General features: G+C 38.0%; 22 protein-coding genes and 2 pseudogenes. 14 read left to right on the forward strand and 10 right to left on the reverse strand.

Features of this window, described 5'->3' with window-relative positions; genetic code table 11:
* A pseudogene (locus tag PN838_RS01880) lies at positions 1 to 536 on the forward strand (YaeQ family protein).
* Here the strand turns inward: PN838_RS01880 and PN838_RS01885 are convergent.
* The 6 genes and pseudogenes from PN838_RS01885 to PN838_RS01910 all read right to left on the reverse strand — a co-directional run bounded on the left by PN838_RS01885 (position 486) and on the right by PN838_RS01910 (position 3800).
* Complete coding sequence (locus tag PN838_RS01885) at positions 486 to 710, reverse strand: DUF2897 family protein (protein WP_272179597.1); 225 nt, start codon at positions 708 to 710, stop codon at positions 486 to 488. The pseudogene PN838_RS01880 and the gene PN838_RS01885 overlap by 51 nt on opposite strands.
* Entirely contained in the window at positions 710 to 1390 is a 681-nt protein-coding gene (locus tag PN838_RS01890; protein WP_272179598.1) for a M15 family metallopeptidase, read from the reverse strand. Before PN838_RS01890 ends, PN838_RS01885 begins: the two co-directional genes overlap by 1 nt.
* Positions 1391 to 1410: 20 nt before the next feature.
* Positions 1411 to 2546 (reverse strand): annotated as a pseudogene (gene dapE, locus PN838_RS01895) (succinyl-diaminopimelate desuccinylase).
* Between the two features lies 1 nt (position 2547).
* Positions 2548 to 2904 carry an ArsC family reductase gene (locus PN838_RS01900; protein WP_272179599.1) on the reverse strand — a complete coding sequence of 119 codons (357 nt, stop codon included), beginning with the start codon at positions 2902 to 2904 and terminating at the stop codon, positions 2548 to 2550.
* Positions 2905 to 2911: 7 nt separating this feature from the next.
* Positions 2912 to 3403: a PTS glucose transporter subunit IIA gene (locus PN838_RS01905; protein WP_272179600.1), complete on the reverse strand. Its 492-nt coding sequence runs from the start codon at positions 3401 to 3403 to the stop codon at positions 2912 to 2914.
* Positions 3404 to 3410: 7 nt separating this feature from the next.
* On the reverse strand, positions 3411 to 3800 hold the full coding sequence (locus PN838_RS01910) for an ACT domain-containing protein (protein ID WP_215962861.1): 390 nt from the start codon (positions 3798 to 3800) through the stop codon (positions 3411 to 3413).
* A gap of 558 nt (positions 3801 to 4358) precedes the next feature.
* On the opposite strand from PN838_RS01910, the gene PN838_RS01915 reads away from it, so the two are divergent.
* Positions 4359 to 4829 carry a DUF412 family protein gene (locus PN838_RS01915; protein ID WP_215962862.1) on the forward strand — a complete coding sequence of 157 codons (471 nt, stop codon included), beginning with the start codon at positions 4359 to 4361 and terminating at the stop codon, positions 4827 to 4829.
* A gap of 141 nt (positions 4830 to 4970) precedes the next feature.
* Here the strand turns inward: PN838_RS01915 and PN838_RS01920 are convergent, their stop codons facing one another.
* The 3 genes from PN838_RS01920 to xthA are packed head-to-tail and all read right to left on the reverse strand — an operon-like array spanning position 4971 to position 7044.
* Positions 4971 to 5567 carry a glutathione S-transferase family protein gene (locus tag PN838_RS01920; RefSeq protein ID WP_272182493.1) on the reverse strand — a complete coding sequence of 199 codons (597 nt, stop codon included), beginning with the start codon at positions 5565 to 5567 and terminating at the stop codon, positions 4971 to 4973.
* A gap of 32 nt (positions 5568 to 5599) precedes the next feature.
* Entirely contained in the window at positions 5600 to 6190 is a 591-nt protein-coding gene (locus tag PN838_RS01925) for a YceI family protein (protein WP_272179601.1), read from the reverse strand.
* Positions 6191 to 6222: 32 nt separating this feature from the next.
* Complete coding sequence (gene xthA / locus PN838_RS01930) at positions 6223 to 7044, reverse strand: exodeoxyribonuclease III (RefSeq protein WP_272179602.1); 822 nt, start codon at positions 7042 to 7044, stop codon at positions 6223 to 6225.
* Positions 7045 to 7144: 100 nt separating this feature from the next.
* Between xthA and PN838_RS01935 the strand changes: the two genes are divergently transcribed.
* From PN838_RS01935 to PN838_RS26885, 11 genes are all read left to right on the forward strand, one after another.
* The gene (locus PN838_RS01935; protein ID WP_215963046.1) at positions 7145 to 7468 is read left to right on the forward strand and encodes a DUF6122 family protein; all 324 of its coding nucleotides are present in this window, start codon (positions 7145 to 7147) and stop codon (positions 7466 to 7468) included.
* Between the two features lie 133 nt (positions 7469 to 7601).
* Positions 7602 to 7937, forward strand: a complete 336-nt coding sequence (locus tag PN838_RS01940) for an exodeoxyribonuclease V subunit gamma (RefSeq protein ID WP_272179603.1) — start codon at positions 7602 to 7604, stop codon at positions 7935 to 7937.
* A gap of 8 nt (positions 7938 to 7945) precedes the next feature.
* Entirely contained in the window at positions 7946 to 8665 is a 720-nt protein-coding gene (locus PN838_RS01945) for an exodeoxyribonuclease V subunit gamma (RefSeq protein ID WP_272179604.1), read from the forward strand.
* Between the two features lie 2 nt (positions 8666 to 8667).
* Positions 8668 to 10782: an exodeoxyribonuclease V subunit gamma gene (locus PN838_RS01950; protein WP_272179605.1), complete on the forward strand. Its 2115-nt coding sequence runs from the start codon at positions 8668 to 8670 to the stop codon at positions 10780 to 10782.
* Positions 10783 to 10909: 127 nt separating this feature from the next.
* Positions 10910 to 11128 carry a hypothetical protein gene (locus PN838_RS01955; RefSeq protein WP_272179606.1) on the forward strand — a complete coding sequence of 73 codons (219 nt, stop codon included), beginning with the start codon at positions 10910 to 10912 and terminating at the stop codon, positions 11126 to 11128.
* Positions 11129 to 12463: a UvrD-helicase domain-containing protein gene (locus PN838_RS01960; protein WP_272179607.1), complete on the forward strand. Its 1335-nt coding sequence runs from the start codon at positions 11129 to 11131 to the stop codon at positions 12461 to 12463. It begins immediately after the preceding gene.
* Positions 12435 to 14273, forward strand: a complete 1839-nt coding sequence (locus PN838_RS01965) for a 3'-5' exonuclease (RefSeq protein ID WP_272179608.1) — start codon at positions 12435 to 12437, stop codon at positions 14271 to 14273. The genes PN838_RS01960 and PN838_RS01965 overlap by 29 nt, the downstream gene beginning before the upstream one ends.
* 23 nt (positions 14274 to 14296) lie before the next feature.
* A complete protein-coding gene (locus PN838_RS01970) occupies positions 14297 to 15037 on the forward strand; it encodes a PD-(D/E)XK nuclease family protein (protein WP_272179609.1) in 741 nt (246 codons plus the stop codon).
* A 2-nt stretch (positions 15038 to 15039) separates the two neighbouring features.
* A complete protein-coding gene (locus PN838_RS01975) occupies positions 15040 to 16314 on the forward strand; it encodes an AAA family ATPase (RefSeq protein WP_272179610.1) in 1275 nt (424 codons plus the stop codon).
* A gap of 163 nt (positions 16315 to 16477) precedes the next feature.
* Entirely contained in the window at positions 16478 to 16828 is a 351-nt protein-coding gene (locus tag PN838_RS01980) for a hypothetical protein (protein WP_272179611.1), read from the forward strand.
* A 13-nt stretch (positions 16829 to 16841) separates the two neighbouring features.
* Positions 16842 to 17072 carry an ATP-binding domain-containing protein gene (locus PN838_RS26885; RefSeq protein WP_370660998.1) on the forward strand — a complete coding sequence of 77 codons (231 nt, stop codon included), beginning with the start codon at positions 16842 to 16844 and terminating at the stop codon, positions 17070 to 17072.
* A 13-nt stretch (positions 17073 to 17085) separates the two neighbouring features.
* Here PN838_RS26885 and PN838_RS01985 read toward each other — a convergent pair whose 3' ends face one another.
* Positions 17086 to 18069 carry a pentapeptide repeat-containing protein gene (locus PN838_RS01985; RefSeq protein ID WP_272179612.1) on the reverse strand — a complete coding sequence of 328 codons (984 nt, stop codon included), beginning with the start codon at positions 18067 to 18069 and terminating at the stop codon, positions 17086 to 17088.
* A 350-nt stretch (positions 18070 to 18419) separates the two neighbouring features.
* Here PN838_RS01985 and PN838_RS01990 point away from each other — a divergent pair, with 350 nt between their 5' ends.
* Positions 18420 to 19223: a hypothetical protein gene (locus tag PN838_RS01990; protein ID WP_272179613.1), complete on the forward strand. Its 804-nt coding sequence runs from the start codon at positions 18420 to 18422 to the stop codon at positions 19221 to 19223.
* Positions 19224 to 19276 lie beyond the last annotated feature (53 nt).

Below are 19276 nucleotides of genomic sequence, written 5' to 3' on the forward strand. Positions count from 1 at the left end.
ATGGCTTTAAAAGCAACGATTTATAAATTTGATGTGTCTATTACTGACCTAGATCGAAATTATTATAATGACCACCAACTGACGGTTGCAAAACATCCATCAGAAACAAGTGAGCGCATGATGTTACGCTTATTAGCCTTTATTTTAAATGCGTCAGAAACACTCGAGTTTACCAAAGGGTTAAGTGACACAGACGAGCCTGACTTATGGCAAAAGACATGTCTGATGTTATTGAACTTTGGATTGCGTTAGGCCAACCGTCAGAATCTCGAGTGAAAAAAGGCAGTAACCAATCGAATAAAATGGCTATCTATGCTTACGAGGACGGCTTTTTTAATGAGTTTTGGGCTAAGCAAAAGAATAAAATTAGCGTTAAAGATAACATTTCGGTTGTGACTGTACCTTCTACCATCGGACAACAACTTGTTGCAGCATTGCAGCGTACCATGGCTATTCAAGTCACGATTCAAGATGGTACTGTGTACTTAACGGTTGCGGGTGAAAGCTTGTCTTTTTCCCCTACAACTCATCTGTAGGTTTATCGTTAACCTTTGTATGCTCAGATGATTTCTCATCTGATTTTTCGAATTTTCAATGGGCTCCTGTTTTAGGTTCTTCATTGAAAATTTTGCGGAGTGTTTTAACAGCATAATGTTGCCGACTATCATACCAAGCGCGATAACAATAATTACAATTGCAAATCCTGACATTACTCTACTCGATTTACGTTCAAAATATAGTAATCAAGTATATGCTCAAAATTCCTAAGTATCGTGGTTTTGCCAGCTATATCTTCATTTATGATCAAATCGAACAATATCTTTGGTTCCGACTCAAGTAATTCCAAATAGCCTGAAGATAGCGGGTGATAAGACATGTGCCAAGGTTCTTCGGCAATACCGCCATTGTGGTTTAGATAAGGGAAATGGAAGCCAAAGTTTTCAGCATTGTTTAGTAGCCATTGGTGTAAATTAGCAAACGGTCCGTCGCCCTGATATTCAGAACTTACCAATTTAAGCCCCAACGTTTGATCAAAAGTAGATTTATCGTAATAGTCAAAATCAGTGCCCCAATGATGACGACTCGCACTATGAAGCGCGGAAAACCTCAAAATAGCTTTTATTCGCTCGAAGGGTTCAAGGGTATCAACGTCAAGTTGTATTTGATTGTCATCAAAAATTGGGATCATACCTAAATATTTGCCGTTCCATATTTTTAACTGTCTTTCAAAGTCTCTAAATCCTGATGCAATCTGCATGTCGAAACCGGCATCAAATGCTGCAGTTTGTAAGGCATTATAAGGCTCTATAACGTCGCTATGTATTGCGACGCCATTTGATTGAAAGATTATATTAGCGGTGTCCTTGCCGGTTAGATCCAATTTTTTCATTAACTAATTATTTTCCTAAATTATGGTAATAGGGCATTTTCTAAAACTTTAAAATACATTTCAGTTAGTTGATCTAAATCTGCGATAGCAACAGATTCGTCTACTTTATGTATCGTCGCATTACATGGGCCTAATTCAACGACTTGCGCGCCAGTAGGGGCAATGAAACGACCATCGGACGTGCCTCCTGTCGTTAGTAGTTGTGGCTTTTTCCCGGTAACTTCTTCAACTGCTATGTTAACAGCGTCGACTAACGTACCTTCGTCTGTTAAAAACGGTAGACCGTTATATGTCCATTTTAACTCGTAGTTAAGTTCATTATCGTTAAACAATGTTTCAACTTGATGAACAAGTTGTTCAGCGGTCACTTCAGTTGAATATCTAAAATTGAACATGATTTCAACATCGTCAGGATAACATTCCCAGCGCCAGTGCCAGAATTGATATTTGATATTTGAAAACTGGTAGGTGGGAAAAAATCATTGCCCAGATCCCATTGTGTTTGCGTCAATTGGAAAATAGATTGCGACACTTTATGAATAGGGTTTTCAGCAAGGTGCGGATAAGCGACATGGCCTTGCACACCTTTAACCGTTAAATCGCCTGTTAAAGACCCCCGACGGCCATTTTTTACGATATCTCCACAATAGTTGGTACTAGAAGGTTCACCAACAATGCACATATCAATCTTTTCATTTCGGGCTTCTAACGTTTCAATGACTTTCATCGTGCCGTTGATGAATGGACCTTCTTCATCACTGGTAATTAAAAAAGCGATAGAGCCTTTATGATCTGGGTGAGCTTTGACAAAATTTTCTGTTGCGACAACCATAGCCGCTAAACTGCCTTTCATGTCTGCTGCACCACGACCAAAAATATGACCGTCCTTGATAACAGGTTCAAAAGGTGGTGTAGACCAGTTTTTAACATCTCCTGTCGGTACAACATCGGTGTGCCCTGCAAAACAGAACACCGGCGCTTCTGTGCCTTTTCGTGCCCACATATTTAATGTGTCGACATAAAACATCGATTCGATATTAAAACCTAATTTTTCAAGACGAGAAGCCATTAACTGTTGGCAGCCTGCATCTTCTGGAGTTACAGACTCGCGACTTATAAGTTGTTGAGTTAATTCAATTGTTGGAGATATTTGCATATTAAGATTTGCCAAAAAGTGTTTCGTAATCAGTTTGTTTAAAACCCAGGTAATAATTACCGTTTGTATATAAAATAGGGCGTTTAATCATCGCTGGAGCGTCTAGCATACATTTAATCGCTAATGATTCGTCCATGGCTTCTTTTGTCGAATCGTCTAGTTGTCGAAAAGTTGTACCACGTTTGTTTAATACATTTTGCCAACCAAGTTCTTTACATACATTAACAAGCCATTGGTGTTCGATGCCGTCTTTGCGGTAGTCGTGAAATGTAAAAGAGATGTCTTGTGTGGTTAGCCATTTTTGCGCTTTTTTTATGGTATCGCAGTTCTTAATACCAAATATAGTTGTTGTATTCATAGTTTATTTATTCTGTCACTAAGGTAAATAAAGGGTCTGCACCATGCTCGACGTGAGTTCTTGGTACGACTATTCGTTTTATCGTTTGAGCATTTAACCAAAAGATATAAAGATGGGTCGGTGTTGAGTTGTGACTCATCTTATAAAGGTTAAGTTCCATTAATGGTTGATCAAGGGTTACTGCTTGACCTAATTTAACTAAAATCTTAATGCCTAGGCCCAAGTTTTGTTTGTATTCAAAAGGTAACTGAATAGCTAGTTTAAGCTTGTTTTTTGCTTGTAAAACGATCTGGCCGATTGAGATATCAATAGCAATCACATGGGCATTAAACGGTGCGGTTACCTGACTTGTCGTCGGAGTAATACTTACGCCACACCCTAATTGGTTGACTAATGGGCATGAAATTCTGGAGACTTTCCCCGATATAGGAGCAGGTATTTGTACCCCAGTTACAGTGGCCCCTTGTTTAAATTCTATTTTACTGGATTGACCAATCATGGTTTTACTAAATCTCAGCCCTTATTTTGTAGCCGGCTTTTTCGAGATGAATAATCGCGGCTTCAACATTTTTACTTTTAACTAAAATGTAGTCAGTATCGAATGTTGAAATTACGAATATGCTGATATCAGCAGCAGAGAGTACGCCGCTAATGTCTGACAAAATCCCTGTCAATGAAAAACCCAATGGCCCTATAACTTCTAAACTCTTCCAGCCATCCTCTTGCTCGTCGCTCTCTAATTTTAAATCAGAAGAGCAAACAATAGATAACTCGTCTGCAGTTTTACCTATAAAAAAGATATCAGATTGCAAAACGACTTGAGGTACCGGCGTTTCTGGTACGAAACTGTGTACTGAAAACTCTCCGTCTAGAAGGTGTAATGTTTGTTTAGGCATGAAGCCGATATCCTTATTCGATCTAGTAACCGATGCCTTTTATATTACTATGCTTTAAACAAAAAAGCAGTCTAAAACCTTTAAAATAGTCTAACGTTATTTTCTACAACGTTGTTAAACTCCTGTTTATTTACACAGTTATCAACTGTGCTTAATACTTTTCCACAGATTGTGTGGATAACTCTGTTGAGTAACTCTGTTATAGTCTGTAAGTTGTTGATAATAATATGTATTAACAAGTGGTTAAATATTGTCACCGAACAAATAACATACGCACGTAGTTGCTTAAGTAATCGGATTTGGGCCTGACTTTTAACCTATGAACAAATAGACAACAAAAGCAAGTATAAACTTGATGTAAATAGTGGATAAGTCGGTGTTTTTAAATTCGCTTGTGGATAACTTGTAAATAACATTTAGATAAAAATATGGTACTTAGATAGCTGATAAATAGCGCAAAAATTGATTATCCAGTGATAATGTCCATTTTGTATTTTGACGGTGTTGAGAATTAGGTTATCTTTAATGGTAGTGAGTCTATTTAAGAGGTAGTGAAATTTGCTAATAATTAAAACTCTAAAAACCGGATATGATTTTAGCCAACTTTGGCCAAAACGAGAACCCTATTTGGCGATGTTTGACCAAACAAGGGCGGTGAAACTAGCGTTGTTGTCTTTGACACTAATGCCTTCACTTGCAATTGTAACTGCGTTTCTGCATTTACAGTTTTTTGGAACAAGCCAGATAAATCTTACATTTGCGATGACGATTTTGTTTTTAAGTATTCCTGTACAAGCGTTTTATGTACTGGGTCTAAAAGCGAATAGTCAACTACCTGTAAGTTTACGAGTATGGTACAGAGAGTTAGAGTCTAAGATTAAATTGACGCCACTTGTGGAGCCTGGTTTAGAAGGTAAAGCAGATAAACGTCTGGGTAAATCAGATAATAAACTAACATTTTTAGACTTAGCCTGTGTATTACATGACCTGTTTGATCCAAGCAAAAGAACAAACAAGTCATTTAATTAACAATATAATAGACGATAGTAATCGAGTCATCATTTAAACGTTTTTTACTAAAGTGGTTTTGGACCAAAGTCGGCGCCACTTTTTATTTTAACGCTGCGATAACCTTAAACTTCAAAATCGATTTCAATAAATATAAATAGATTAGCCAATAGCAACGTAGTGTTCGTTGTTTTCGATACGTTTGAGCCAATTTGAAATATTCGGAAATTGACTGAGGTCAAAACCCCCTTCATCTGCAACATGGGTGTAAGCATAGAGCGAAATGTCCGCAGTTGTAATTGTATCACCTGTTAAAAATGCGGAGCTTTGCAAGCATTTTTCCATAACTGTTAGCGCTTTATTGCCGCCGACTTGTTTATCTTTATATTCTTGTAACCTAGATTCAGGCATTCCCAAATATTTATTAATAAAGCGCGCAACGGCAATAAATGGTTCGTGGCTGTATTGTTCAAAAAATTGCCATTGTTGGATCAGTGCTTGGGCTTTAGGATCAGAAGGGTAAAACTTACTGCTATTTGCAATATAGTTAATAATAGAATTAGATTCCGATAGGCAAAAGCCGTCACTAAAACGAACAAACGGGATCTTGCCATTTGGATTCATAGAGACAAACTGATTGGTCTTGGTATCGCCTTTTAATATGTCGACCTCAATCCATTTATATTTGACTTGTAACAACTCACAAACAAGTTTTACTTTGTAACAATTTCCTGAATTTACATCGCCATATACTTCAATCATCGTTAACTCCAGAGTTGATTTGTTAATCGTTATTGGTGACTAAATGCAAGGGAAAACGTAATTGGAACTGAATAGCTGATCGAACTTAGTCCCGCTAATTGTTTAAGTTTATCGATACCACCAGTTAACTGAAATTGGTCACTATTTATCACAAGCGGTTTGATAGTACTTATTGTCAGAGTTTTGTTTTTTCCTTTCACAAGCATCACTTCAGTTGTTATTTTTTGGGAAATACCATGGAGTGATAACATTCCCTCTATGGTCGTTGTTGTGTGTTCGCCCAAGGTTAGATTTTCATAAACGCTAGGTTTAACTTGGGTTGTAAAAACGGCCTGAGGGTATAGGTTCGTTTCAAACAACTCTTTTGTCATTCGCTGATTACGGATCTCGATATTGCTTTCGACACTATTTAGATCAATTGATAAACTTGCTAAGCCTTGCTTGTTTATTGTGCCACTTAGTTGAGTAAACTGATGAACTTCAGTGGTTGTTTGTTTTTTAGTCGATAAAAAGTGGAAGGCTGAATTATCATTATCCAATTTATAGTCGGCAAATACGCCAGCAGAGGCACTCATCATCAATGCCGACATGGCCAAATTAGTTATCATTTTACTGTTCATGTCTTTTCTCAATTTTTATTGCTAAATTTAGTTTAAATTTCAAACGTTGACCAAATTGGTGCGTGGTCAGAAGGTTTTTCTATACCGCGCAGTTCATAGTCAATATCTGATCCAACTAGAGTATCCGTCAACGATTTTGTTGCTAAGATCACATCTATTCTAAGGCCTCGGTTGTCATCAAATCCCTTAGAACGATAATCAAACCAGCTGTATTTTTCTGTAGTATCAGGGTGCAGTTGCCTAAACGTATCAGTAAAACCCCAATTTAAAAGGTCACTGAGCCATTCGCGCTCAATCGGTTGGAATGAGCATTTTCCAGTTTTTAACCAACGTTTGCGGTTTACTTCGCCAATTCCGATATCTAAATCTGTTGGAGAAATATTTATATCGCCCATAACAATCAAGTTTTCCGTGGGCGTTTGATTAGTCTCTAAGTGGTTCATTAAATCTTTATAGAACTGCTGTTTGTACGGAAATTTAGTCTCGTGTGAAAGGTTATCACCCTGTGGGAAATAGCCATTCATTACTGTTAACTTATTGCCTTTGGGCGTATTTAACGTCACTGATACCATTCTTTTTTGATGCAATTCTGTATCTGTCGAAAAGCCTTTATCTTCGCTGATGATCTGTTCAACTAAGTCTTGGCGAACTAACATAGCCACACCATAATGAGCTTTTTGGCCATGTACTATAGGATAGTATCCAAGAGCAGTTATATCGTCGAATGGAAAAACTTCATCATGTGCTTTAGTTTCTTGCAAGCCAATTATATCTGGATTGTGTTTAGTGATAAGCGCAGTTAGTTGGTGAATTCGAGCGCGAACGCCATTTATATTAAAAGAAATAATTTTCATAGAATTTAATCACGATGCTAATGTTTTATGGTGGAGATGATGCCTGTAAGTCATTAGAATCGCAAATATAAGTCTATTAAATTGTAGCTAGGAGCTAACTATTTTTCATTTATTTTTACACTTTCTAGTGCCGTGCTGCATTGCTTTAATTTTTGCACCAAAACAATGGCAAAAACCACTACTCATTATGATGTTAACGATGGTTGTTGATATTGACCATGTCGTTGCGGATCCGATCTACGACCCAAACCGTTGTTCAATAGGTTTTCATCCATTCCATAAACTTTATTTTATTTTGCTTTATGGTGTTTTGTTATTTTTTAAAAGAGTACGTTGGATTGGGGTCGGCTTAATGGTTCATATGTTGCTCGATAGTATCGATTGCTATCAAAATATGGGCATTTGGTGGCACAGTGCAGTGTAATTAATTCTTGTTCTTGGAATTACCCGTATAAAAGTTATACGGTCTTTTTAATAGTTTAAATTAATCACTGAAAACCAAGTCAATTTGAATTAGAGTTAAGCGATAACTAGGATACAACGAAGATCTTGTTTTCATGCTGAATGTTTTTCAATCTAATCGACTTGAAGCTCTCGTCACCATTTTATCAAAACAAATGAGTGACAATGCCGTAGATTCTGTACTAACCCCGGATACGATTTTAGTGCAAAGCCCCGGCATGGCGCAGTGGCTTAAACTAGAAATCGCAAAATCAAATGGTATAGCAGCAAATTTGGCGTTTCCGTTACCGAGTAGCTTTATTTGGCGACTTTATCAAAAAACCATGCCAGATATTCCAGAACAAAGTCCATTTAATAAAGACCGAATGACCTGGATATTGTTTAAGTTATTACCCCAGTTTTTAACCCATAAGCAGAATTTAACGCTCTGAGCCACTTTTTGGAAAGTGCTAAAATTGATACAAGTAATGGAAGTGAACATTTTTATCAACTTAGATTGTTTCAACTGGCCGAAAAAATAGCTGATGTACTCGACAATTACTTAATGTACCGACCTCATTGGTTGACGCACTGGCAGGAAGGCAATAATGATTTACCACTTACAGAACCCAATATCGATATAGAACAACACGCGTGGCAGGCCATATTGTGGCGAGAAGTTGTTCGATACGTAGAAGCAGATTATGACGATGTGGACAACATTCCTGCATTACACCGAGCGGAAATGCAAAGGGTGTTGTTAAATTGGTTAGCGCAAGCCGATAAGGCAACAATTCAGGCGATGGTTGGTGCTAGGGTCAGTGTATTTGGTATTTCAACGTTACCTGAGCAACAGATTGAAGTACTGGAAGCGCTCGCGAGAAACATTGAAATTGATGTTTATTGGTTTAATCCTTGTCAACTATACTGGGGCGATATTATTAGCCCTAAACTTGCTGCCCGATTGACGAGTCAACAACAAAACATAGTTAAGATTAATAGTGAATTACATGACCAATATTATATTGTTGGCAACCCATTATTGGCCAGTTGGGGAAAAGTAGGTAAAGATTACCTGGATTTGCTAACCAATAGAAATGTTGAAGTATATGACATCTTTATTGACCAAGCTGATCAAGCCACTAATTCAGTTTTACAAAAATTCAGCATGACATTCTAAATTTGGAATATCGTGACAGTCAGGTCCCGTTGACGCCTCAAGAGTTAAATTCAGAGCAGGGCAAATTAGTTTGGCCTCAAGACGATACATCAATACAAGTTCATATTTGCCATAGTCGTTTACGTGAACTGGAAGTATTAAAAGATAACTTGCTTCATTTATTAGCTGAGAACGAGGGGTTATTAGCGAGTGACATACTCGTGATGATGCCAGATGTTAATGCTTATAGCCCGTTTATAGAAAGTGTTTTTGGTGGGTTACACCAAGGTGCAAAGTACATTCCGTATACAGTTGCGGACCGCAGCGGTCACGATCTAAGTCCATCACTCACAGCATTTGTTGATATGTTCCTACTGCCTGAATCACGATTTACCATCATTGAAATATTGGACCTTATTGAAGTTCCTTTTATGAGTCGTTTATTCAGTTTTGACCAAGAAGATTTAAATCTTATTCGCAGGTGGGTTGATGGTTGTCAGATTAAATGGGGAATATCTGGACCGCATAAAACCAAATGGCAAATGCCAAATAGAGATATGAATACGTGGCAAAGTGGTTTAAAGCGTATGTTGCTCGGCATATCCGTAGGTGAAGATGCACTATGGCATGACATTGTTTCTTTTTCAGAAATTGAAGGTATGCAAGCGAAAACACTGGGTAAGCTAATCGATTTTTTCCAGTTTGTTGTAACGTTACAAGTTGAATTAGACGCGGCTAAAACCCCTGAACAGTGGCATCACTATATAACTGAGCTATTGGCGTATAGTTTTGACTTAGACACACTCGATGAAATTGAACAAAACGTATTAATGGCTATTCGGGACGTCAATGACAAACTCAAGGACTTCTCTAATACGTTACGTCTTGATCAAAAAGTGAGTTACAAAATTATTCACCGACATTTTGATACTTTTTTACAAGAAGATGGGGTAACGCAGCGATTTTTAGCGGGTAAGCTTAACTTTTGTAGCTTAATGCCAATGCGATCTGTGCCATTTAAAGTTGTTTGTGTATTAGGCTTAAATGAAGGTGAGTACCCTCGGAACGTTGACCCAATTAGTTTTGACTTAGTCTCGTTATGTTCGCCTAAAAAAGGCGATCGTTCGAGAAAATGGGATGACCGCTATTTATTACTAGAAGCATTGTGCTCAGCCAGAGACGTGTTTTATTTAAGTTATGTGGGTATTTCTCTCAAAAATAATGAAATGGTGCCTCCTTCAGTGTTGTTAAATGAGTTTAAAGATTACTTGTGTCAATCATATTTACCAACAAACAAGCAACAAAAACTAACGGATAGCTTTGAATATATCCATAGATTACAACCATTTGATAGCGAATATTATACGCAATCAACACAGAGTAATTTGCAAAATTCTTACCATAAACAGTGGTTTGATGTAGCAAAAGCAGCACATGCTGAAAACAATGGGGAGGAACTTACATCGTCGCCTTTGACCTCTGACCAATCAAATTTGGAGAACTGGTTTCAATACAGCGCGAATGCTAACGACAGTGAAATTAATATTGATCAGTTTATTGAATTTTGTCGCAATCCAATCAAAGCGTTTTATCGTCAACAATTAGATGTTCGATATGAGTTCTATACAGATACTTTAACAGAGGTTGAAAACTTTAGTCACAACGGCCTAACTAAATACACAATGAATCTTAAATTTATTGAAGCTGCACTTAATCAACAACTACCAAGTAAAACGCTTATGTTACAAAATGGTCAGTTTCCGTCGGACGAATGGGGACAACGACTTTATAAAAATTATAGTGCAAATAACGAAAAATATACGTCTGGATTGCATCAGGTAGTTGAGATTGAAGAAGGCGATAACATTCAATCAACACCACTTTCAATTGAATATAAACCAGCGTTTGGTAACGGTAATATTACCCTAGAAGCTGATTACCATTTGCTCGCAGGTCAAAACGTGCAACTCAGAGCTGGACGAATAAGAACGGTTGATATTATTAGTTGTTGGATTAACCATTTAGTGATAAATGCCAGTGGCTTTGAAATTAAGTCAGTGGTTTATGGGATAGAAGGTACGTCACCTAAATGGCATGGTTTCCTGCACTTAGTAAAGCGTACAGTGCACAGATGTTAAATGACTGGTTGCGACTTTATTGTTATTCAATGGACCAACAACGTTTGTTGAAATGGCACCCGGAAACCGCACTTTTATGGCTGCAGAAACGTAAAAAGATGTTTCACCACAAGAACTTGAAAGCGTATTGATGGATGCAATTGCAGAGGGCAGCGCTGCAGCTACAATTGCTATAGATAGTTACAGTTGGCGTTTATTTACCAAGCTTGATGATTTCACGCCTGAGTTTTTTGCTTTAGCAGATAAAATGTTATTGCCCATGTTAGAAATAGGAATGGGTTGTGGAGTTAGAGGGTTAAAGCACTATATTTCTCACATTAATCAAGCGCCAGTGGAGAGCCTTTAAATGAACGTACTTAATCCACTCTCTTTAGTGCTGAATCAAAATTGCCTAATCGAAGCGAGTGCAGGCACCGGTAAAACTTATACTATTACAACATTATATCTTAGGGCCATTTTGGGGCTCATAGACCCCGAACGTGAATTGAGCCCAATTGAAATTCAGAAAATTTTAGTGGTGACCTTTACCGATGCTGCAACAAAAGAGCTTAAAGATAGGATCAGAGATAAGTTAATTGAGGCGCAACATTATCTAATCTCTAGCCAATCTAGCGAAAAAACAAAAGCTGATCCTAATCTAATTGCGGTCATTTCCTTGTATCAACTAAAGTGCCAACAGCAATATGATATGGCGTCAGAAGCGGCTAGTTTACGGGCGTATACTCAGCTTCAACAAGCCATAGTACTTATAGATGAAGCGTCTATCTTTACGATTCATGGATATTGTCAACGGTGCTTAAACCAGTTTGCGTTTGAAACACAATCTGATTTTGACAAAGAAATGGACTTAGACAGCAAACCGACTACAGATAAAGCGCTTTATGATTTTTGGCGTCGTGAAGTATTAACGCTGACCTCTATTGAATTTGGATTATTTTCAGAAAACTGGGCGACACCTGAGGCTTTATATAACAATATTTCAAATGTTCTTGGTAAACGGATTTTAATTAACCCAACGTTGGATGAGGAAGGTTACCAGAGCCAACTTGCTACATTAATTGGTCTAACAGAAAAAATCCGTACACTGTGGAATGACTGTAATTTTAGTGACATTATTTTAAGCTCTGGAATGATTGCAAAGCGAAAAGCCGTTACGCGATTAGCTAGTTTAGAACCGTTTTTAGCGGGCGATATCGCTTACCCAGAGTTTGCCGATAAAGACAGGTGGTCAGTTTGGGGTCAGGAGGTTTTTGGGAAGCAAAGTAATTACAAAAAAGGTCATCCCTGTTTAGAGCACGAAATTATCGCTTTAATCGAACAACTAATCGCATTAGATGAGTCTTTTTGTGGCTCAGCTTTTAAAGGTTACTGGTTAACACACGCAAAAAATAGTATTGAACGACTTGCGAGTCAATCAAACTCACAGCAACAAACGATCACACCGGATGACCTGTTAACGTCCTTAGCCAACGCATTAGAAAATGACGAACAGCACGCTTTAGTTAATGTAATAAGAAATTCGTATCCGTTGGCATTTATCGATGAATTTCAAGATACGGATCCAGTTCAATATCAAATATTTTCTACGATTTATAAAACCTATTTTGAGCCTGAAAGAGAAGCGGGTGAGTCGGCCGCTAATATGATTTTAATTGGCGATCCGAAACAAGCGATCTCATAAGTTCCGTGGCGCAGATATTTACACGTATATTCGGGCAAAACACGACATCGCGCCGGAACGTCATTTTACTTTGAATAAAAATTGGCGCTCACACCCTGAGTTAATTCAATCAGTAAATTATATATTTGAACATAGCCCAGAACAATTTGAGCATAAATCAATTCCCTTTGTCTCTGTTGATTCCGGTCGCTCATTTGATTCACAACAAGCCCCAATTGACCACGACCAAGCGGCGTTTGAAGTATGTCATTTGGTTGTTGATGAACAGCAAGATAGTGGTAATTCGGAAACAAATATAAACAATACCGACGACACAGCAATTATTAACGCTGAAGAAGTTAAAGATAAAAACAAATCAACGTCATCAACCAAAGAGTGCGATAAAACAACTATAGCAAGTACACAAGGTTATGATCTCATGGCCAAATGGTGTGCCGTCGATATTGTTAATTTATTAAACGGACATAAACATAAGGGACCTGATGATCCAAAAGCGGTATCCACAGGTGATATTTGTATTTTGGTTCGTAGTCGTCCGCAAGCCAAAATTATAAAAAATAGCTTGAGTCAACTTGGCTTAGATTCCGTGTACCTGAGCCGTGATAGTATTTTTAGTAGTAAAGTTGCTCAGGACTTAAATCTTTTACTCGTGGCAATTGCAGCGCCGAACAACGAACAAAAAGTAAAAACCGCACTGGCGACTCAGCTTTTTCAATACTCAGTAGAAGACTTACTCACATTTCAACACGACCCAAATCTATGGCAAGAAAAGCTCAATTGGTTTTTCGAAGCTCAAGTTGAACTGCAAAGGGGCAATATTACGAGCAGTGTCGAACATTTAATGTTTTGCGCTGAAAGCTATTCAAAATGGTCATCGAGTGTCAATGACTTCAACCGACACGTAACCGACTTACGCCATTTGTTGGAAATATTGCAAACGCAACAGAAACAGCATGCTGGTATTGAAAAGCTTTTATTGTGGTTCGAACAGCAAATCTCGATGGATGTATCAAATGAATCAAACGATGAAAAAGTACTGAGACTAGAGTCGGATTCAAATTTGATAAAAATAGTGACATATCATGCGTCTAAAGGTCTGGAGTATCCTTATGTGTATTTGCCTTTTATCTGCAATGCAATGTTAAGTAAACAAGCTATTTATACCTCGGAAAAGGACAATACCACCTATTTTAGGGCCGATAATAGACTTATTGAACTGCAATACGCAGAACAAGAGCGCATGGCAGAAGATATACGATTACTGTATGTCAGTTTAACAAGGCCGATTTATCGCGTCGTTATTGGCATGTTTAACGTTGTAAACAGACAGTTTAAACTGCATCAAACCGCGATTTATAAATTGCTATTTGGCCGTGAAGAACAATCGAACATTGATGAGCGGATCAGTGATTATTTTACTGCAATGTCAAAGCAGGTTACTAATAATCAAACCGCTGGGGTTGTTTATAAAAAAGTAACTGTCTCTGAGGTTCATGACGCGTTTAAATCTTCACCAGTATTGTTGATGCCTAAGAATAGCGACGAAGCTTCGATGGTATTTAATCATTATAACCCACCTAAAAAACATGACTGGCGGATCATAAGTTATTCTATGATGAGTAACCAAATTGGTCATGCAAGTCATAGCGACGTCATTAAATCTGAGCCTGATGTTCTATTTGAAACTAGGGGGTTAACGAAGCAGAAGAAAGTGAATCTAATGATATCCTTGTCGCACCAGAAGGGGTTTTTAATCAGTTTCATTTTCCAAAAGGCGCTAATGCGGGAACCTGTATCCATTGGATTTTAGAGCATGTTGATTTTCAACAACCAATGTCTGCACAGACCCAGGTTATCATTGATGGGTTAACTAAATTTTCAATATCTTTAGAGTGGGTTGAGACGGTAGAACAATGGTTGCAAAATGTAATTTTAAATCCCAAAGCTGGTTTTTCTTTATCTCAATTGGCACCTAATAAATTTATTAATGAATTGGAGTTTTACTTTGATTTTAGTGGCCTCGACATGTCCATTTTTGGTAACGCGTTATCAATGTTGGGGCTAGAACAATTGAGTAACAAAATGAAAGGCTCAATGTTTTCAGTGTCTAGAGGCGTTGTTAAAGGGTTTATCGACGTTGTTGTCCAACACGAACAAAAGTTTTATGTAGTGGACTACAAATCCAATTTTCTAGGGTTTGAACTTCAAGATTATGACCAAACCAAGCTATTTGAAAGTATGATTGACCATCATTATCACTTACAAGCGCTGATCTATCTTTTGGCGTTACATCGCTTTTTAGCTACACGTTTAACGGACTACAATTACGACTTACATGTAGGTGGTGCTGTGTATTTATATGTCCGTGGGATGGATGAAAAAGATGACACTGGCGTATACAAATTTGAAGTGAATTATGACGTAATTCAATATCTTGATAATGCCCTAAAACAACACGATGTAGCGCAACACGACTTAGCGCAAAATGCCGATTTTGGCGAGTCAAAGTCAGCTGGAACGGATGTTAAAATTGTCGATGAAGGTTTATGGTCACAAAAAGGATTTGGGTTTTAACAATGAATTTTTTATTAAGAACAAATAGCAATACGTTAATAAATGATAACGGCTCCTTTATGGAAATAGGCTCAACCGATAAATCAATACTTAAATTTGATCAGACTCCCGTCGCACATTTGTTAACTGAGTTGGTCGCCAACGGCAAAATTGAGTCGGTCTGTAAACACTTCGCTAATATGATATTTGATGAACACTTAAGTCAAAATAAGCAAACTGAGGGAGATTCGAGTAGGAACCTATTAACGATTTTAGCGGCGTTTGTAATGGACGCAATGTTAAAACAACATTCATGTATCTATATTGATAGAAAAATCATTAGTAGCTGGTTAGCGATAAGCGATATTCTTGAACTTAACATTTTGCTACCCGATCACCAGATTTGGCTCGATACCGTTAGAGGTGAAACAGACTTTGTCCAAAATATTGACGACATTAGTTCGCTAAGTACTGCACAACAGGTTATTAAGCCATTTGTTTTGTGGCAAAACCGATTCTACTTGCACCGTTATTTTATCGCTGAACATTGTATTGCAAATAAAATTACTAAGATGTTAGGTCGAGCACCTAAGCAATCAAACAATAAGCTTGAAAGCGCAGATGAAGATCAAGCAGAAAATAATATTACGCCACGTACTTTAGGCTTTATCGAAAGCATGTTTAAGCGCAGCGATGAAAATAAAGAAAACGACAATGTTGTAGATTGGCAAAAAGTCGCAGTCACAAACGCTCTTCAGTCTCAGTTTTCTGTTATTAGCGGCGGTCCCGGCACTGGCAAAACGACAACCGTGGTTAAGTTACTTGCCGGAATTCTATTTGATCATCAGATCTTAGGTGGACAGGGAAAATTAAAAATCGCAATTACCGCGCCGACAGGTAAGGCAGCGTTACGACTTGAAGAGTCTATTAAAGGAGCGTTAGGTTCTCTTGATATTGAAGACGAACTTGCGGCTCAGGTTCCTGTTTCGGCCTCTACAGTCCATCGATTAATGGGCTCCCGAGGCAACGGGCAATTTAAACATGATCATAATAATTTATTGCGACTCGACATATTGCTTATTGACGAAGCTTCTATGATTGATGTCACATTAATGGCAAAAGTATTTAATGCGTTGCCGTTAAACTGCCGAGTGATATTGATCGGAGACAGACAACAATTAGCCTCTGTAGAGGCTGGTAATGTGTTAGCCGATTTTTACATTGCTCAAAACCAATTGTCCTTACGTTACCTTGTTGAACTAAAAAGAGTTTTCGGTTTGGTGCAGAAAGTTCGATAGGGCAACTCGCCGCGGCAATTAACGTTGGTGACTTTAATAGCGTCAATGCTACTTTTTAGCGGATACAGCAAATGAACAGTCGTTAAATTGGTATCGTCAGCCACACGCTGAAATTGATAAAGTAGTTGAGTTAGTTACAGAACATTATTCTAATATCCATAGATTGGCGGCAACATTAACAATTGAAAATGAGGCCAAATTGATCCCCGAGGTGTTTAAAACGTTATATCAATTACAGGTGTTATGTTGTGTCCGTAAATCAGAATTTGGTACTGAATCTCTCAATAGGCGTGTTCATAGACGATTAATGCAAAAATCGTTAGTGCCCAACAAAGAGCAACATTATGTTGGTCGGCCAATTATGATTGCAACAAATGCGTATAATTTGAAATTATATAATGGTGATATTGGGATTCAACTCATTGACCCGGTTTCGGGGTTATTAATGACGTATTTTCAAGTCGGAAAGTCTGCATTCTCTAAATTCCATTGCCAAAGGTTACTAAGGTCATGAGAGTGTTTATTCAATGACAGTGCATAAGAGTCAGGGTTCGGAATTTGACCATAGTATACTGATACTCCCAGCGGAAGATGAGTCTTCATCGTTAGTTTCAAGGGAAATTGTTTACACTGGACTAACGCGTTCCAAAATCAATTTTTCATTACTGGCCACTGAAACCAGTTTGCGTTCCGCGATAAATAGAACAACCCATCGTTACTCTGGACTAGCGGAAATGTTGGTCAATCAACTAAGCTAGTATATCTTTTGGTTTAATTAACGGGTGGTTTTTTGACAAAAACCACCACAAAAAGTGCGAGCGCAAAGCTACCAATAAAAGCTTCTACTGCTGCGATGAGTCGCGAAAATCCTACCGGCTGTATGTCGCCATAACCTAATGTTGTAAATGTTACGACGCTAAAATAAATGGTCGAGAAAAAGTCCGAAAGATTCGACGCGAGTGAATTTTCTGTTGAAAACTTAATAATGCCTTCGTTGGCTTGGACACCAAAGATAAAAAATAGCAGGGCGCAGACAAAGATCAGGGCGAGTGAAAATGAAATGACATTCATGGGACGTTCGCCATATCCACAAAATAAGTCCACCGTTTTTGATATTATCCGTCCTTTTGAAAACTTAGGAAACTGCTTACGTCGCATGGTAAGTTCTTTATGGGCACAGTGCCCCGCGAGGCCCAATAGACCGTCGGACTCAGCTGATTTTCTTAAGTTTCGATATATTTCTTCCGATTGTTCATAGTGGTCAGCCGCTTCTTCCCTTAACCCTTTTTTATCAAAAGAATCTGCGATTGCTTCTTGTTGAACAAAGTCACCAATTTTTATGTTATCTAACCGAGCGCCATGGAGTTTGGTGCCTAATAAGTTGCAATTGTGTAGGTTGGCACAATGCAGATTGGCTTCGTTGAGGTTCGCTTTCATTAACGAAGCACCACTTAAATCCAAATTAAACAAATGGGCTTCTTGCATATTCGCGCGATAAAGGTCGGCACTGCGCATGTCATAACCGATAGGGGAGTCTGGGCGCACTAAATTAACGTGGAATAAGTTGGCGCGTTTTAGTCTTATTCCCTGTAATAAGCCACCACTCGAGGCAAAGGCTTCTAAACGTTCACTCAATTCCATTCCGGTTTTGTCTATTATTGGGTCATGCCAAAAACAGAATCCAGTGCCTAAATCCTTTTCTTTACACTTTTGTTTGTCCTCCGAAACATAACTACAGGGTCTATACTCAGACATAAATTAAGTGCACTCTTAAGAATTTGTTCTTGTTATAAAAACAATAGTTGAAGATCGTTAACTCGGTAACAATTTTTTTACAAATTCTTGCAATTTAAATACACCTTTACGATTTAATTCTCGTTTTAACACGATACACTTAGTCAAACGACTAAAACTGATTTTCTTACATTACTTTTAATTAAGGGGCTAAAGCGTTATGCATATCATTGTTTTAGCTTCATTTATCTTTGCGATTGTAGGTATGTTGTTAGCAAAATATAAAGGTCTAAATTGGTTGTGGGGCTTTTTGGTTGGTTTAATTTTAGGCCCAATAGCGATCCCCTTATTTTATTAAAAGGAAAATAAATTTGTCAGTTACCCCTTCTATTTTATGCGGCCCTATACTACGACGTCTGTTGTCATCTGAGTTACTGATATGGTTGGTCATGGACAAACACCGTAACCTGACATTGAATTTATATTTAGAGCAAATCAAATTATTAGATACTGAGTGTTCAGTAGAATGGATCCAGATAGGTGATAATGCGACAATCGCGTTATTTAGACTTATTCCAACATATGAAGACGCCTTACCGAATGGTGTTGATATTGAATATGAGCTCAAAGATGATGATAGCGGTCATGTATATGATTTATCCCTTTTAAGTTTAAGTCGAACCAGACCAAGTTTTTGTTATAACCAAACGATGAGTTCGGTTATCCAAGGTTCATGTCGTAAACCTGACCATATTGCGAAAGACGCTTTTGCTGGGATTTATGCCAAACTTCAAGATGGCACGCTGTCTCGCCCTGATTATCTAATTATGGCGGGCGATCAAATCTACGCTGACGATGTAAGTGCGCCGATGTTGATTGGCGCTCAGTTACTGTCTAAAAAGTTGAAGTTGTATTCCGCTACTCACTACACAGATGCGCTACCAAGAACTGCATTAGAATGGCAAAAGTCAGTAAATAAACGACATCAGCTATTACCGCAAAAAGAAGGCTTAAGTCGGTGGCAAAATTTTTGGCATGGCTCAACCATTATTTCTGCACGATTTCATGAAAACCATTTAATTACATTAGATGAATTTTTGCGACCTATCTACTCACCTATGGTCGACAGCTTGTTGGCAATTGGTCATGGAAGAAGTGGAACTTGCAGCTGGTGATTTTTCTGGTTTAGAGCAAAAAAATACCTTGAAGAGTTACATACCGTAAAACA

It is taken from the genome of Psychrosphaera algicola (genome assembly GCF_028401425.1).
In the GTDB taxonomy this organism is placed as follows: Bacteria; Pseudomonadota; Gammaproteobacteria; order Enterobacterales; family Alteromonadaceae; genus Psychrosphaera; species Psychrosphaera algicola.

Bases quoted from the DNA above. Each gene is read 5' to 3' on its own strand.
- xthA (WP_272179602.1), bottom strand. From the start codon at position 7,044: ATGAAAATTATTTCTTTTAATATAAATGGCGTTCGCGCTCGAATTCAC.
- PN838_RS01885 (WP_272179597.1), bottom strand. From the start codon at position 710: ATGTCAGGATTTGCAATTGTAATTATTGTTATCGCGCTTGGTATGATA.
- PN838_RS01900 (WP_272179599.1), bottom strand. From the start codon at position 2,904: ATGAATACAACAACTATATTTGGTATTAAGAACTGCGATACCATAAAA.
- PN838_RS01925 (WP_272179601.1), bottom strand. From the start codon at position 6,190: ATGAACAGTAAAATGATAACTAATTTGGCCATGTCGGCATTGATGATG.
- PN838_RS01975 (WP_272179610.1), top strand. From the start codon at position 15,040: ATGAATTTTTTATTAAGAACAAATAGCAATACGTTAATAAATGATAAC.
- PN838_RS26885 (WP_370660998.1), top strand. From the start codon at position 16,842: ATGACAGTGCATAAGAGTCAGGGTTCGGAATTTGACCATAGTATACTG.
- PN838_RS01985 (WP_272179612.1), bottom strand. From the start codon at position 18,069: ATGTCTGAGTATAGACCCTGTAGTTATGTTTCGGAGGACAAACAAAAG.
- PN838_RS01960 (WP_272179607.1), top strand. From the start codon at position 11,129: ATGAACGTACTTAATCCACTCTCTTTAGTGCTGAATCAAAATTGCCTA.
- PN838_RS01890 (WP_272179598.1), bottom strand. From the start codon at position 1,390: ATGAAAAAATTGGATCTAACCGGCAAGGACACCGCTAATATAATCTTT.
- PN838_RS01970 (WP_272179609.1), top strand. From the start codon at position 14,297: ATGTCTGCACAGACCCAGGTTATCATTGATGGGTTAACTAAATTTTCA.
- PN838_RS01905 (WP_272179600.1), bottom strand. From the start codon at position 3,403: ATGATTGGTCAATCCAGTAAAATAGAATTTAAACAAGGGGCCACTGTA.
- PN838_RS01940 (WP_272179603.1), top strand. From the start codon at position 7,602: ATGCTGAATGTTTTTCAATCTAATCGACTTGAAGCTCTCGTCACCATT.
- PN838_RS01910 (WP_215962861.1), bottom strand. From the start codon at position 3,800: ATGCCTAAACAAACATTACACCTTCTAGACGGAGAGTTTTCAGTACAC.